A 16132-nucleotide genomic window follows, 5' to 3' on the forward strand; every position below is an offset into this window, starting at 1 on the left:
CCCCGTATCCTAACCACCGATTGGCAGTTAACACACTAGTTGAAATTTAGGTTCATTGAAAGAAATTACTTCTTCAATGGCGTCCATTGCCACTTCGTAAATTCTTCAATATCATGACCTTCGTCACGGGTAACCTTAAAGTGCTTAGCTAAGATGTCATCCATCTTCTTGTCGAAGGCCTTACCGGCAGCTTCGTCAATAGCACCCTTGTTGATCAAGATGTTAACAGCATCTTTAGCTTGGTGGAACCGGTCAAGTTCGGAGTATACACGCATGTCGTAAGCAGTCGTGATATCACCGTCTTCACGGTAACCATGTACGCTCAAGCCTAAGTGTTGACGTTCGTAGAACATTGATTCGATTAAGTCTTCGTACCCATGGAAACCAAAGAGTACTGGCGTACCGGATTGACCGAATAATGAACTGAACTTGTCATCAGATAAAGCACGTTCTGCGTTCAGTGGCCCGTTCTTCTTTTGCAGACGTTCCAATTCAACAACGTTGACGTAACGCATCTTAACAGATGGGAAGGCGTCGTTGATCAGGTCTACAGTAGCCAAAGTTTCGATGGTTGGTTCAACACCGGCAGAAGCAAAGACGATATCAGCATCTTCACCTTCAGCAACAGTGGAAGCCCAGTCGATAACCTTGATACCTTCAGTAGCTAATTCTTCTGCTTCATCGACAGAGAACCATTGTTGACGAGGTTGCTTAGAAGCAACAATGTGGTTAACCTTTTGACGGTCCTTGAAAGCACGGTCAAAGACAGCTAACAACGTGTTCCCATCGGCTGGCAGGTATTGGCGAATGAAGTCAGACTTCTTTTCAGCCAAGTGGGTCAGCATACCTGGATCTTGGTGGGTGTAACCGTTGTGGTCTTGTTGGAACACAGTGGAAGTAGAAACCAAGTTCAGGGATGGGTAATCGTTACGCCAGTCTTCGGCAGCTGCCTGACGGATCCACTTGAAGTGTTGCGTCGTCATTGAGTCGACAACCCGCAAGAATGATTCGTAAGACGTGAACACACCGGTACGACCAGTTAAGGTGTAACCTTCAAGCCAACCTTCAGCTTGGTGTTCTGACAATTGAGCATCCAAGATACGGCCTTCTGGAGCTTCGTATTGGTCATTTGGTTCCTTGACCTTACTCATCCATTGACGGTTCGTAATCTTGAACATTTCCCAAAGACGGTTGGACATCGTTTCATCAGGTCCGAAGATCCGGAATGATGATGGGTTCTTAGTGGCAACGCCAGCAAAGAAGTGTGACAGAACGTTCATGTCCATGTTTTGGTTAGCATCTGGCAGGTTAGTCCCACGGTTAGATGCGTCGATTTTGTTAGCGAAGTCTTTCCAGTTAGGCAAGTCCAGCATGTCAGCCTTTTCGCCACGGTGACGACCACCGTTCGTAACTGGGTTAGCAGCCATCCGCTTGTCACCCTTAGGGGCGAAATCAGCGACTTCTGCCTTCAATGAACCATCAGTGTTGAATAATTCGGCTGGCTTGTATGAGTTCATCCAGTCTTCAAATTCTTGTAATTCATCGAAGTTGTTTTGGCTTAAACCAAGTGGAACTTGGTGAGCACGGAATGAACCTTCGATTGGTTCGCCAGCTGGGTTGTGCTTAGGACCGCCCCAACCCTTAGGCAAGCGAGCGATAACAACTGGCCAAGCTGGGATAGTCCCATCTTCGTACTTGCCGTTTTCGCGGGCGTCTTTTTGGATTTGCTTGATGTCAGCAATAGCTTGGTCAAACAATTTAGCAGCTTTTTCATGGTAAGTCATGTAGTCATGGATATCTTCGTTTTCAAGGAAACGAGGAGACCAGCCCAAACCTTCGAAGAACTTAGCGATCTTGTCGTCGCTCATCCGAGAGAATAACGTTGGGTTGGAAATCTTAAAGCCGTTTACATCGAGGATTGGTAATACGGCACCATCGTTCTTAGGGTTCAAGAACTTGATGGAGTTCCATGCAGTCATAGCAGGGCCAGTTTCAACTTCCCCATCACCAACTACAGTAAATGCAATTTGGTCTGGGTTGTCTAAAACAGCACCAGTAGCATGGGAGAGTGAGTAACCAAGTTCCCCACCTTCGTGGAGTGAACCTGGCGTTTGGGCAGTCATATGAGAACCAATCCCACCTGGGAATGAGAACCGCTTGTACAAGCGTGACATACCTTCAAGGTCCTGAGTAATTTCAGGATAGTCATCAGTGTACGTACCGTCCAAGTAAGAGTTAGTAACCATAACTTGGCCACCGTGACCAGGGCCACCGATATAGAACATGTTCAAACCGTACTTGTTGATCAAACGGTTAGCATGTGCGTACAGGAACGTTTGGCCTGAGATAGTACCCCAGTGCCCGATAGGCTTAACCTTAACGTCCTCTTTTTGGATTGGTGTGTTGGTAACTGAGAACAATGGGTTGCTCTTTAAAAAGATCATCCCACCGGAAAGATAAGTTGTAGCACGCCACCAGGCGTCAACCTTTTCCAAGTATGACTTGGAATCGTAATCTACTGCCATGAATTTTACACTCCTTCGTCTTAGGTAAACAAACTTCTACACAATCAACGTGAATCAGAGGTTAATTTATATTCCCAATAATACCGGAAAATTTCAAAAAGTCAACCTTTTTCAAAATTGATACGGTCCAATTCCAAAATTAGTTAGATTTTCTGGTGATTATTGATTAATTACCCCTTCAAAAAGCCGTTCACGCAGAACGATTGCTTGAAGGGACAATCCATCATTGTTGTCCGCCTACCGGTAAATTTAGCACCTTCCCGGTAAAAATCAACTAATCTTCATTCAAATTAACAAATGTATTATATTTCATGTACTGATAGTGCAACCGCATGTTAGAAACCTCAAACGGGGTCCCATCGTCCAGGAAGAAGATACCGTCCATGACGCCCACCGGTTCCGTCGCTGACAAATGTAAGAGTTGCCGGTCCTCAACCGTTGAGGGGGCCACTGAGATCGACAGAAATGACCGCGTCACCGATTTTCCCTGGGCCGCGTGTAAATAATTAAAGATAGAAGTCTTCACGGCATCGGGTGATAGGTCGGGCAAAATCTTGATGGGAATATATCCCGTCTCAATGATCACCGGCTGATCTTCAAAAATCCGGAGCCGCTTAATCCGATAGACAAAATCCGAGCTACTTAGAAATAAATCCTGTTGTAACTCAGGGGTTGCCGCAATCACCTGATAATCTAGGATATCGCTTCGGGGTTGTTCATCCCCGATTTGAAGGCTATCCGTCACACCCAGGTTCTTCCCTTCAAAGCGAAAGATTGATTTATCTTTTAAATACAACGGATTCACGTAGGTGCCGGAACCCCGTTTCTTAAACACGATTCCCTGCTCAGATAATACGTTGAGCGCCCGCTTAGCTGTACTCCGACTCACTTGATAGCTCTCGCTAAGGTGCCGTTCGTCGGGGAACTTACGATCCGCAAACTCACCACTGAGAATTCTTTTCTTGAGGTCATTCACGACCTCCCTGTAAATCAAATCTGCCATCATTTTCTCCTACGTTCCGCTTTACACGCTGATAATCGCTCCCAGTATAACAGACTTTTCTAATTGGTCTTACCAATTTGCTCAAAGAATGAACCGCCCATTTTTAAAGCGCAGTGACTCCCAGTTGTTCAGTCAAAGCAGGGCCCTAATCCGTTAATAATTCCTTCAATATTCGGTTGCCTTTTAGCGTTTCTAAATACTTACCCATAAACGAGTCAATATTGTTCATTATCAAGGTTGCTCAATGATACACTAACCGTGACAATAATAAATCGATTTGACTCGTTTAACACGCATTTATTTCAGGGAGGTTTATCTAAATGAAGTGGAAAGTAGGCTTACTCACGTTAGGATTGCTCATCGGTTTGAGTCCATTAGCTCCCATTCCCCAGCAGGGCAGTCTGCCCGTGGGACAACCCTTACCAAGTGCCCGGGCAGCTACTGTCGATGAAACTAGCTATTCAGGTACTATTGGCTCCGGTGAGACCAGTATTCCCTGGACCCTAAATAACGGCACGCTAACGCTAAAGGGTGGTACGTTGCGCAAGTTTTCTGGTCGCTGGCTGACGCTTCCCAATGGCCAAGTTTTGACTGATCTGGTTGAAGATAACCAGGACAATCTCTCCAGAACCGATTTCCAAGACAAGGTGACGAAGATTGCCGTCACGGGGAAAATTAACGTCGGTGTCAACGCCGCTTACCTATTTGCTGGTTTTACAAATGTAACCGATTACAGTGGACTGGCTAATTTAGACCTTACTAACTTAGACAGCACGAATATTGTCGGCGGTTCGGGTTTCATGGGCATGTTTACCGGCAATTCAGCTTTGACAACCTTTACTGCGCCGAGCTTCGCAGCCAGCAATACTCATTCCATCGCCAATATGTTTCAAAATGATACCTCACTCGTTTACTTGGACCTCTCCAAAATGCAGACAGATAACGTTGCCAACCTGAGTGGGCTAACGTTGGGTTGTAAGGCATTACAGGTCCTCAATTTAGGCAACTTCTCTTCACCCGACACCCTCGCTGCGAACTACACTAACTATATTGAGCCCAGCGCCCAACTCAACTGCCTCACCGTCAGTCCCACTCTCATTCTCAAAGATAGTGGGCTCTACAATCTAACAAGCAGTAATTCAATGGTCACTAATCGTTGGCAGGAAGTCGGTAACGGCAAAGTCAGCTTTAACTTAAACCAGCAACCACCATTTGCTGGCTACGACGACTTTCTGCAGAACTATCAGGTCTATGATCCTCAGGGCCCCGTTCTGGGTGATTCAGACATAACAGTGAATGACAGTACCCAACAATTACTTAGTCTCTATGATGGTGAAGATCACGGAATCACCGGTAATCAAACGTACGTGCGTGAGCCTCAACCAGGCATGGCCATCAAGGAACCCGAAGTACCGACACCGACCCCCACACCAAGCACACCAACGGAAAATGACACAGCAGACTTCCAACAATTTTATCTCTCAGCGACCCAAAAAATCGGTCTGTATAGCCATAAGAACTTCAGTGCAGCCAACCGACTAGCCTGGTTCGCCAAAAAAACACAGATGAAGCAACCGACCTTCTTAGTAACTGGTGTCACTACTTCTAAAGCTGGTAATCAGCGCTATCAGGTTAGAGACGCCAACCGGCATTCCCAGACGTATGGTGAGACTGGTTACGTCACGACTAAGGCCGACTACGTCACGGCTAGCTACTACCAAAACGCCCCGCGGACTGTGACCGTCATCAATCCTGGTGGCATTAACGGTTACGGCTCCGCAGGGTTGTCTCAACCTCAAGTCGCCTACGCCCAAGGAAAACAACTAGCTGTCAAAAAGATCGTCACACACGGGAAGACGCCCCGTTTACTCCTCACCAATGGGAAATACATGTCGGGAAATCGCCACTTTGTCGTTGCTGGAAAATACAGTGTACCTGTCCAAGTCCGGGTCAAAACTGCCGTGAACCGCTATGCTAACGTGAACCTCACGCAACGGAAACAACATTACCCGCAGCGGGCGCACCACACCTTCAGAATACTCGGCTGGGATTACTCTCAAGGTCAGAATACGACAACCGCCGGAACGCTACGTTACCGGGTTGCCGGTGGTTACATTACCGCTAATCCACGATTGGTTGCGGCAGTGAAGTAGTAATAGCTAATAACACCTAAAGTCTGTTAACGCAAAAGGGATACGTCTGCGACGTATCCCTTTTATCATGTATGTAAATCCTGAGAATCATAAAACTAATTGACTTAAACAAATATTGAAATGCCTAGCACGGCAACCAGTCCTACAACTGACATCACCATGGTCAGCGTCGTCCAAGACAACAGGGCTTCCTTCAAGGTCAATCCGAAGTATTGCTTGACCATCCAAAAACCAGCGCCGTTAACGTGGTCACAGAAGACTGAACCAGCTCCAACTGCTAAGACCATCAGTGCTGGATCAACACTTGTCGACGCAATCATCGGTGCTACCAGACCGGCACCTGTCAATGAGGCAACCGTGGTTGACCCCAAGCAGATCCGTAGCACAGCCGTAATTAACCAAGCTGCAATCAGTGGAGAGGTCTAAGTTCGTAAACATCTGTGATACATATTTTGCAACGCCACCTTCAACCAGAACTTCCTTGAAGGCACCGCCACCACCAACAATCAAGAGCATCATGGCAATCTGCTTAATGGCCGTCTCAAACGACTGACCAATCTGTTTCATATGCATTCCCCGTTTGAGGCCGATACCATAAATGGCCCAGATCAGTGCCAGAATCATAGCAATGTCGGGAATTCCAATGAACTGGAGAAAGTCTGACACGAGCCAATGTTTTGGCAATAGGTACTTCGCCAAAGTTGCAATCACAATCAAGATGACTGGCATGACCGCGGTCATCAGGCTCACACCAAATGACGGCAGCTCATCCTTCTTCCAATCCATCTTCACGTCACCTAAAACGGCAATTTTAACGTTTTTGTGGTAAATCTGCGGGGCTAATCGATGAAGCAAGTGGTTATACCCCGGCCCCATAATAATAACCGTTGGGATAGCCGCAATAATCCCTAGTAACAAGACCTGACCTAATGGTGCACCCAAAATACCAGCAATCGCTGTTGGTGCTGGATGAGGTGGCAAGAAGGCGTGAGCCACGTTCAGTGCCGCCGCCATTGGAATAGCCAGATAGAGTAAGGCAATGTCCATCTCTTGGGCAATCACGTAAATAATTGGCAACAGCACGACTAGACCTACCTCAAAGAACAGGGCCAGCCCAATGACAAAAGCCGAAATCACCACAGCCCACTCAATGTACTTAGGACCAAACTTTTCAGTTAACGTCATCGCAATCTGATGACCAGCCCCGGAATCAGAAATCAGTTTACCCAGCATCGACCCTAACCCAAAGATAATGGCTAAGTGGCCAACCTGATCACCAATCCCCTTTTCAACGACCTCAGCAATTCGTGTCCACGGAATCCCTAAGAATAACCCAACGAAGATTGAGGTAATCACCAGAGATACGAAGGTATTCATTTTTAGTCTGATGATCATGTAAATCAGTATGGCAATTCCTAATATTATCGCAATAATTGGCAATTGTAGCACCTCCAAATGTGAGCATTTTCACTAATAAGTTGAAACAAAAACCAACGCGTTCGTGCGTTGGCTTTTATTTTGGCAAACCGACCTAATTAAGCTAGGCCCATTAACTGCCACAGAGGGACACAAACCAGTAACCCAATAATGTTAATGACCATGTACCCGACAGAAGATTTGGCCATCGAAGCCCGAGACGCCATACTATCCTGAACAGCGGCTGACCCAGTCAGGAATGGTGCGTTCATGTATGACAATAACCAAACGTTGACACTAGTCGTAACGATAATAACCAAGATGCCAGGGTTGAAGCCCATCTGCGTAACAAATGGCAGCAAAGCCAGAGTTACCAGCGTCCCGGCTGAAATCAGGGAGACCACGACAAACTTGATTAAGTAAATGACAATTGGTAAGACGATGACAGCAATCCAGATGTTGCCAACGACCGGTCCAATAACTGGCTTTAAGACGTCTCGCAACCAATTAGTCAATCCAACGGTCTGCATAACGTTTCCTAACGCCATAACAGTCCCAATGAAGATAATCGTTGACCAACTCAGACGAGACTTAAAGTCATCTGGCGTCAATACTTTCAAAGCAACCAAGATACTTACCCAAATTAGAGCAGTAACTGCAGATGGAATATTAATGGTGGATTCCAAAATCCACATAATAATGGCTAATAAAATTGAAACAGCCGTAATCTTTTCGTTTTTAGACATCCCGCCTAAATCTGACAACTGCTTATTGATAAATTCACGAGAAACCGGCTTATCATCCTTTGGTTTGAACAAGGAATTAAGTAAGAAGTAACCAGCAACTAAAATAACAATCGTCCATGGGAGCATCATAATGAACCACTTTCCCCATGACAGAACAGCTTGATACTTAGCTGGTAGCAGTCCTTTGAACGCATAGTTCTGAGCAGTGGCACTTAAGAAACTACCTTCAGTAACGAAGAAGCCCCACATAGCAGCCAAAAACAACCCTGAACTAGCAGCGCTCTTTGGCTTGTATCCCAGAGCATTACTAATCCCTTTAGCTAAAGGCGTACTCATGGCAGCCTTAGGGTGCGCACTAGGAATCATGGGCGCAATAATCGTCCCAGAAATAAACAGTGCCAGTGACTGTCCCTTAAAGTTAGCTGGGAAGAATGACATGATCTTATAGGCGATCCGTGTGATCAACCCAGTCTTAGTGGCTGCGGCCCCTAAGGCCAAACCACCGATAATGATCCACATCGTTGTGGAAGAGAAAATAGCGAATGAATCTTCAAATGGAACTGCATTTAAAACGACCCAAGAAGAAAGCATCAATAACCCAGTGGCAAAACTAGGAATGACGTTAAAAATCCAGAAGATGTTCGCCGTGACTAATGTTGCCAAGACGACCATGGCCGCGTGCGTTAACCCATGTGGAACTGGAATAAAGAATGCAATGATGATTCCTAAGATTAGTCCGATAACACCGGCAATTAATTTTCCGTGCTTCATGACAATGACATCTCCTCAGCGTTAATTCGTGGCAAAGACGTCTGGATTTACTGGAAATTCAGGCATCTTACCATTAGTAAAGTCCACAATAGCTTGCGCAGCACCCACACCCAGTGCCCGGTTAGCTTCAGCCGTTGTTCCGGCGATGTGAGAAGTTAAGAGCACGTTTTCAGTGGCAAACAGGGGGTTATCTGGAGCTGGGGGTTCTGGTCTAAATGAATCTAAAGCAGCACCAGCAATTTCGCCCTTGTTTAAGGCATCCGCTAAATCTTGTTCATTAATGATTCCGCCCCGAGCTGAGTTAATCAGGATGGCGTTAGGCTTCATCATAGCCAGTTGCTTTTTGCTGATCATATTGGCAGTTTCAGGTGTGTAAGGCATATGTACTGAAATGAAATCGGCAATTGGATAAATTTCATCTAACGAGTCGTACATCTTAACGGGATCATCCTTTACGTACGGGTCATAGCCGATAACATTCATCTGAAAGGCTTCAGCAAACTTAGCCAACTGACGTCCAATCCGACCAACACCTAAGATGGCCAACGTCTTTCCACGAAGTTCATTACCATTGATACCCATCTGAGTAGAGAAGTTTGGCATTGACCCATATTCGGCCAAACTGTCCTTTTTTGCACGAACCAACCGATCATCATTCACGATTTTACGGCTCAACATCAACATGCAAGTTAAAGCATATTCAGCCACGGCAAATGCATTGGCACCATTGACCTTAGCAACCAGAACGTTGTGCTTCGTGGCACTGTCCACGTCAACATTATTGATACCGGTTCCATTTCTAGAAATGATCTTCAATTCTTTACCAGCAGCAATAACTTCATCTGGTAATTCTGAAGAACGCATAATCACAGCGTATGCATCTTGAATCTCTTTCTTCATGGTCTCAACATCAGTCGCGGGAGAGGTGGTGACACTAAAACCGTTGTCTTCCAACAACTTAATACCAGCATCGTCAATCTTCTCGCTCATCAATACTTTCTTCATTGAACTGACCTCCTGTAATAGATATGTAGAATTGCTAGTCGGGAAACGACAATCACAATTAGCTTCTGCCATAAGTATACGTGAGGGCTTTCACTATTAGGAAGCGACCAATCTGACCTGATGTGAACAATTAGTCCCCGCAGAAGTGAATGGCCAACTCTTTCTACAGATTATTCATAGAGATGTATACGCCAAATACCCTATGAAGCCAGCGGTTTATTGATTTTTAAAGATTTTATCTGAATTTTATGAGAGACACTCACAGCAACTATAAGTCGCCCTACCGAACAAGTCGTATCTGTCAATTAGTGAATTTAGTCACTATGCTAAGAATGTAAACGCTTCACTTAATTTGTTAGGAGGAATAATGCTATGAAGATTACGAGCATCGACATCATGAAAGTGCCTAGCGAAGATCCTAGCTTTAGTGGTAACGGATCAGGTAGCCAGGAAGCTTGGTCTCCCTTAGTTATTCGGATCAACACCGACGAAGGTATCTCTGGGTTCGGTGAAGCCGGCTTAGCCTATGGCAAAGGCTGGCGTGGTGGATTCGGTATGCTGCAAGACTTCAGTCGAGTCATTATCGGTGAGGACCCCCGCAACATCGAAAAGATTTGGAATCAATTATTAACGACTACATATTGGGGAATTGCCGGTGGGGTCGTTGTTAACGCCGCTATCAGTGCGATCGATATTGCTCTCTGGGACATCAAAGGAAAGTACTACAATACACCCGTCTATCAATTACTCGGTGGCAAAACCAACGATCACCTGCGTTCCTATGCCAGCCAATTACAGTACAACTGGGGTGAAGATATTAAGAAACTAAAGCTCTACACTCCCGACGAGTATGCCGATGTCACTAAGCGCATCATGGCAGAAGGCTACGATGCCTTAAAGTTTGATCCAATTCTATTGAGTGAAAAGCCCGATGGGAGTGACGAATGGCAAACCCGTGGGACCGTCTCCCAACACGTAATCAACGTGGCTTATAACCGGGTTAAAGCTATGCGTGAAGCTGGTGGTGATGACCTGGGCATCATCATTGATATGCATGCCAACTCTGACACCACATCAGCCATTAAGATTGGTCAGGCACTAGAAGATTTGAACATTCTCTACTATGAAGAACCCGTGAATACACTGAACTCCGATAACACCAAGGAAGTTGCTGAACACGTCAACATCCCCGTTGCTGCCGGCGAACGCGTCTTCACCCGCTTCGGTTTCCGTAAATTCTTCGAAGACCGTTCCATCAAGGTTGCTCAACCTGATCTCTGCCTATGTGGGGGCATCACCGAAGCTAAGAAGATCTGTGACATGGCTTACACCTACGATATCAATGCTCAAGTTCACGTCTGCGGGAGTCCAATTGCCGTTGCAGCCGCTGTTCAAGTTGAAGCCGTTATCCCGAACTTCTTGATTCACGAAGTTTACCAACGGGCCCGCAACGCTAAAGACCGCTCAACCTGCAAGTACGATGATTTCCAAGCCGTTGATGGACACATCGATATTCCAGACCGTCCTGGAATCGGCCAAGAATTAACTGAAGAAACGATTGCTAAATGCAAGATTGTTACTGTTGACTAAGGGAGGTTATTCAAATGATTGATAAGTTTTTATTAGGTGGTTATACCAGCGACAGTTATACCGAGAACAACCAATCTGATGGTATCTACGTCGCATCACTCGACACTGAAAAGAAAGAAATTACGGATATTTCACTGCTTGCTAAGGTTGAAAACCCTGCGTTCTTTAATTTCTCTGCTTCTGGCAAGAAGATTGCGACCGTTCTCACCCGCAACGAAAACGAAGGTGGCGTTGCCGTCATCGACGCTGAATCTGGCAAGACAGTTTCAGAAAGCTATCTGCCTAAAAAGCACGGTTCTTACGAAGCTTACGATGCTGCCAAGAACCTCTACTTCTGGAATGAATTACCATATACCGTACCGTCATATATCTCCATCGACAGCGAACACAAAGTCCTCTTTGCTGCCAACTACAACACCAACGCCATCCACACTTACAAGATGGATGACAACTTCAACATCACAGCCAGCCACACCTACCCGATCGAAGGCAATGGTCCACTGGTTGAACAAGACCACGCTCACATTCACTTTGCTCGCCTATTACCAGATGGTCGCTTAATTGTTTGTGGCTTAGGCTGTGACAAGTTATTCGTCTTTGATGTAAACAACGATACGGCCGAATTGACCCCCGTTTACGAACTGAAGATGCGTCCAGGCTTTGGCCCACGGCAAATTGCCATGTCACAGAAGACTAACTACATCTACGTCTTGGGTGAATTAGCTAGCAAGGTCGCCGTCGTTGAATATGATCCTGAAACTGGGAAGTTAGCGGTCATTGAAGACTACTCAAACATCCCTGAAGGCTTCGTCGGTCACAACGGATCTGCAGCCATCCGGCTCTCTCCTGATGAAAAATTCGTCTACGTTTCTAACCGAGGCCACAACTCTCTGGCTGTTCACAAGGTCTTAGACGGTGGTCGGCGCTTAGAGAAGATTCAACAAATTAAAACGGAAGGTGTCTTCCCTCGTGACTTTGGCATCAGTCGTGACGGTGACTTCCTTCTCTGTGCTAACCAGAACAATAATGAACTGATTCTGTTTAACCGAGACAAGGAAAATGGTTACTTGAGTGTTGCCCAACGTCACATCAAGCACGATGCCTGTGTCCGGGTCGTTGAAGCAACGGATTTCTTAGCTTAAGGGCAAGTGACTAGCTTCCATCACACAAGTCATAATACCTAAATCTGATAGCTCTCATCAGAAGAACCAAAAATGATGCGCAATCCCAATTCATAGGATTGCGCATCATTTTTAGGTTAAGCGTCCACTAATTAAAGTTAGAAATAAACTCTCGAACAATTGGATTGTCTTCCTTCTTGTTGTACAGAAGGACCGATGAGTAGTAGGTACTAATGTTATTGGTTATCGTTAAGAATTTAAGCATAGGATTACGCAATTTTTCAGCTGGTTGCAAAGGTTCCGGATAAAATCCGATACCCCGACCAAAGGAAATCAACAGGTCCCGCTGTTCAATCGAAGAAACCCGTTTAATATGCTTCTTCTCAAAAATACCGTCATACTTTTTGAAGAAAACATCCTGTAGGTAGGTCGACTCAGAGTTGTTATAGTATAAAACCAGTCGATCCTTTAGCTGTTCCAAATCAATACTATCCAGTTCACTCAGTGGATCCAGCTTGCTAATCCCCACCACCATCTTACCGGTGAGCAGTTTCTTAACCCCGACATCCGGACTATAGGTAGCTTCTTCGGCGTATTCTGGCGTAACTGCCAGATGAAGCTTCTTTGCTGCCACCATCGCAATCAGCCGCTTGCCACTCTCCTCACGCATCTCCAAGCGAAGTTCTGGTCGTTTTGCCAAAATCGGCTCAAAAGTCTGTTGGATAACCGTCGCTTGATTTTGCGAAGAGAAGCCTAGGAGAATTTTATTGGAATCACTGGCACTCTCCATTTGAATCTTGTTGAAAGCATCCGTGTAATTATTAACAATATCCTGAGCCGTCACGATGAACTCTTCACCGATGTTGGTTAAACTCGTATTGTTCTTCTGCCGGTTGAACAGTTTAACACCCAGCTCATTTTCAATCTGATCCATCTGCTTAGACACCGCTCTGGGGGATAAAAACAGCTTCTCAGAAGCCGCCCGAAAGCTACCATACTTCGCAATCGTTAAAAATGTCCGCATCTTATTAATATCCACGCAAATTCACCTCTATGTAAAATCTGTCCTTACTCCCCCAAAACGACAGCACCCTCTTTTTTAGTTTACACCACTTATATTACAGACACGCTACCGGTGAGTTGCCTTCTCGCAACAACTTTTGCAAGTTCGTAGGTACTTTTGGTGCGCATACGGTCCCTTTCGTGACTGTTTAAACAGCTAATTACTGAGTAGAATATAAGTATAGAAAATGTTAATTAAATCACAAAGGAGCAATAATTATGACAGTCCCTACAATTGCTAAAATGGATGTTTACCCCGTAGCTGGTTATGACAGCATGCTCATGAACCTGAGTGGTGCCCATGGCCCTTACTTCACGCGTAATTTGGTTATCCTGACGACCGACAACGGTATGACCGGTGTTGGTGAAATCCCTGGTGGGAAAGCCATCACGGATACGTTAAACGACACCAAGTCATTGGTCATTGGCCAACCAATTGGTGAATACAAACGGGTCTTACAAGCGATTCATAAGAAGTACGGCTACCGGGACGCGGGCGGCCGTGGCCAACAGACCTTTGACCTGCGGACAACTATCCACGTTGTGACCGCAGTGGAAACCGCCTTCTTGGACCTCATGGGCAAGTACTTACACGTACCAGTTGCTGCCCTGTTGGGTGACGGTCAACAACGTGAAGACGTTGGTATCCTGGGCTACCTGTTCTTTGTAGGTGACAGCTCCAAGACGAAGTTACCTTACTTGAAGAACGACGACAACTCAGATGACTGGGGCAAGCTTCGGCGTGAACCTGCTATGGACGCTGAATCTATCGTTAAATTAGCCCAAGCTGCCTACGATCGTTACGGTTTCAAGACGTTCAAGCTCAAGGGTGGTGTGCTCGAAGGTGAGGAAGAAGTCAAGGTCATGAAGGCCTTACATAAAGCTTTCCCAGACGCTAAGTTGGACTTGGATCCAAACGGGGCTTGGCCTTTGAAGGATGCCCTGCACTACGCCGATGAAATGAAAGATGTTCTGCATTACATCGAAGACCCAGCTGGTGCCGAAGATGGCTTCTCTGGTCGTGAAATTCTTTCTGAATTCTTGAAGAAGACCCACATGCCTACTGCCACTAACATGGTTGACACTGACTGGCGGCAAATGTCTCACGCCATTGCGTTGAACGCCGTTTCAATTCCTCTGGCTGACCCCCACTTCTGGACCATGGAAGGTGCCGTGCGGGTTGCGCAACTTTGTTCAGAATTCGGTTTAAACTGGGGAATTCACTCTAACAACCACTTTGATATCTCCTTAGCGATGGCCGTTAACACTGCCGCTGCTGCTCCTGGCAACGTCTTTGATATTGATACACATTGGATCTGGCAAGACGGTCAAAACTTGACCAAGAACCCTTACCAAATCAAAGATGGTAAAATCACTGTGCCAAGCACCAACGAAGGTTTAGGCGTTGAACTAGATATGGACGCCGTCCTGGCAGCTAACAAGCTGTACAACGACAAAGGCCTGGGCGCTCGGAATGATGCCGAAGCTATGCAATACTTGATTCCTAACTGGAAGTTCGATCCAAAGAAACCAGCAATGGTTCGTTAATCCTATCAGCTGATGGACCAGTCCTAACAAACATTCCTTGTAAGTAACGGACCTGTATCCAATATAAAAGCAAAAGAATGGTGCGAGAGATTAAAATCTTTCGCACCATTCTTTTGTATAAATTACTTGTTTATAGTTTTGACGAGTCGCTTATTTGCCGTAATATAATTTCCATTGGCTAATTTAAATCGCGTGGTCAAGTTGTGCTGCTCCAAACCCCATCACCTATTCATCTTCTGACTCTGTCGGATCAGCCACATATTTCAAGATATCACCGGGCTGACACTCCAAGACCCGACAAATTTTTTCCAATGTGCTGAAGCGGATTGCCTTGGCTTTGCCCGTCTTCAAGATGGACAAATTGGCTGGTGTGATGTCAATGGCAGCCGCGAGCTCTTGACTGCTGATGTTCCGTTCCGCCATCACCACGTTTAATGTCAGTTTAACCACCGAGCACCCTCCTTTACACCGTCAAATCGTTTTCAGCCTTCATGGTCATGGCACGTTCGTAAATCACCGAGATGACTTTTAAGACGATTAGTAACCCGATTGCATCAATGGTATCAGTCCATGTTTGTGAAAATGCCCCATTATTGTACCCCCGCAACCAGCTACTGGTGAGCTGATTACCACCGGCGAGAAAGAAGTCACCGATGACCACATAACATTGGGCAACAACCAGTCGCTTAACCGCTGCGATATTGTTCTGAGAAAAGTAGTCTTCTTCAACCACATTATTGAGCAATTTTACCATTGCCTTAGCAAACATGATGGAAGCTCCGATCCAAATTGCTGAGCCAACGGCCATCAATAACACGTACGGCCAGCCCGGAAAGCTGGCCATCGCTCCGGCCGTCAAATGATGGGCTGAGTATCGTAAGAAGTCATCACTATCCAAAACCGCTTGCGCCACGTCCCCGTGGTAACCCTCATAAAGGTACCCCAGTGGCCACAAGAATCCCACATAAGCAAACAATATCGAAATCTGAACAATCACGATCATTAAATTCGTAAAAAACTTCACCCATTTTGGCATAGCCAACATCCCCGTTCCTTTATTCACTTTCGATATTAACATATCGTTATTCGATAATCAATAATTGAACAACAATAATTAATTTTCGCCACTCTTATCATTTTCGACGTACTAAAAACCAGCTCGCCCCATCTTTTATAAACGGCGTTATATCCA

General features: G+C 45.8%; 12 protein-coding genes and 1 pseudogene. 4 read left to right on the plus strand and 9 right to left on the minus strand.

Features of this window, described 5'->3' with window-relative positions; all coding sequences use genetic code 11:
- Window positions 1-65 precede the first annotated feature (65 nt).
- Window positions 66-2525 carry a phosphoketolase family protein gene (locus tag EKM87_RS09945; protein WP_125684325.1) on the minus strand — a complete coding sequence of 820 codons (2460 nt, stop codon included), beginning with the start codon at window positions 2523-2525 and terminating at the stop codon, window positions 66-68.
- Window positions 2526-2799: 274 nt separating this feature from the next.
- Window positions 2800-3528, minus strand: coding sequence for a GntR family transcriptional regulator (locus EKM87_RS09950; RefSeq protein ID WP_125684327.1), 729 nt, complete (start codon window positions 3526-3528; stop codon window positions 2800-2802).
- 320 nt (window positions 3529-3848) lie between these two features.
- Between EKM87_RS09950 and EKM87_RS09955 the strand changes: the two genes are divergently transcribed.
- Complete coding sequence (locus EKM87_RS09955; RefSeq protein ID WP_125684329.1) at window positions 3849-5681, plus strand: DUF5776 domain-containing protein; 1833 nt, start codon at window positions 3849-3851, stop codon at window positions 5679-5681.
- A 104-nt stretch (window positions 5682-5785) separates the two neighbouring features.
- Here the strand turns inward: EKM87_RS09955 and EKM87_RS09960 are convergent.
- The 3 genes and pseudogenes from EKM87_RS09960 to EKM87_RS09970 form a co-directional block, all read right to left on the minus strand.
- Window positions 5786-7121: pseudogene (locus tag EKM87_RS09960) on the minus strand (gluconate:H+ symporter).
- Window positions 7122-7216: 95 nt separating this feature from the next.
- The gene (locus tag EKM87_RS09965; protein WP_125684330.1) at window positions 7217-8614 is read right to left on the minus strand and encodes an SLC13 family permease; all 1398 of its coding nucleotides are present in this window, start codon (window positions 8612-8614) and stop codon (window positions 7217-7219) included.
- Between the two features lie 21 nt (window positions 8615-8635).
- On the minus strand, window positions 8636-9619 hold the full coding sequence (locus tag EKM87_RS09970) for a hydroxyacid dehydrogenase (RefSeq protein WP_125684332.1): 984 nt from the start codon (window positions 9617-9619) through the stop codon (window positions 8636-8638).
- Between the two features lie 372 nt (window positions 9620-9991).
- Here EKM87_RS09970 and EKM87_RS09975 point away from each other — a divergent pair, with 372 nt between their 5' ends.
- Window positions 9992-11209 (plus strand): mandelate racemase/muconate lactonizing enzyme family protein, encoded by a 1218-nt coding sequence (locus EKM87_RS09975; RefSeq protein WP_125684334.1) that lies wholly within the window; start codon window positions 9992-9994, stop codon window positions 11207-11209.
- Window positions 11210-11223: 14 nt separating this feature from the next.
- A complete protein-coding gene (locus tag EKM87_RS09980) occupies window positions 11224-12351 on the plus strand; it encodes a lactonase family protein (protein ID WP_125684336.1) in 1128 nt (375 codons plus the stop codon).
- A gap of 127 nt (window positions 12352-12478) precedes the next feature.
- On the opposite strand, the gene EKM87_RS09985 is transcribed toward EKM87_RS09980, so the two are convergent.
- Window positions 12479-13369 (minus strand): LysR family transcriptional regulator, encoded by an 891-nt coding sequence (locus EKM87_RS09985; RefSeq protein ID WP_125684338.1) that lies wholly within the window; start codon window positions 13367-13369, stop codon window positions 12479-12481.
- A gap of 242 nt (window positions 13370-13611) precedes the next feature.
- Here EKM87_RS09985 and EKM87_RS09990 point away from each other — a divergent pair, with 242 nt between their 5' ends.
- Window positions 13612-14940: an enolase C-terminal domain-like protein gene (locus EKM87_RS09990; RefSeq protein WP_125684340.1), complete on the plus strand. Its 1329-nt coding sequence runs from the start codon at window positions 13612-13614 to the stop codon at window positions 14938-14940.
- A gap of 122 nt (window positions 14941-15062) precedes the next feature.
- Here EKM87_RS09990 and EKM87_RS12710 read toward each other — a convergent pair whose 3' ends face one another.
- From EKM87_RS12710 to EKM87_RS10000, 3 genes are read right to left on the minus strand one after another with little or no spacing between them, the layout of a single operon-like run.
- Window positions 15063-15155 carry a DUF5776 domain-containing protein gene (locus EKM87_RS12710; protein ID WP_225428434.1) on the minus strand — a complete coding sequence of 31 codons (93 nt, stop codon included), beginning with the start codon at window positions 15153-15155 and terminating at the stop codon, window positions 15063-15065.
- 10 nt (window positions 15156-15165) lie between these two features.
- Window positions 15166-15390, minus strand: coding sequence for a helix-turn-helix domain-containing protein (locus tag EKM87_RS09995; protein WP_125684342.1), 225 nt, complete (start codon window positions 15388-15390; stop codon window positions 15166-15168).
- A 13-nt stretch (window positions 15391-15403) separates the two neighbouring features.
- Complete coding sequence (locus tag EKM87_RS10000; protein WP_164506478.1) at window positions 15404-15976, minus strand: DUF2975 domain-containing protein; 573 nt, start codon at window positions 15974-15976, stop codon at window positions 15404-15406.
- Window positions 15977-16132 lie beyond the last annotated feature (156 nt).

Source organism: Levilactobacillus yonginensis (assembly GCF_003946265.1).
Classification (GTDB): domain Bacteria; phylum Bacillota; class Bacilli; order Lactobacillales; family Lactobacillaceae; genus Levilactobacillus; species Levilactobacillus yonginensis.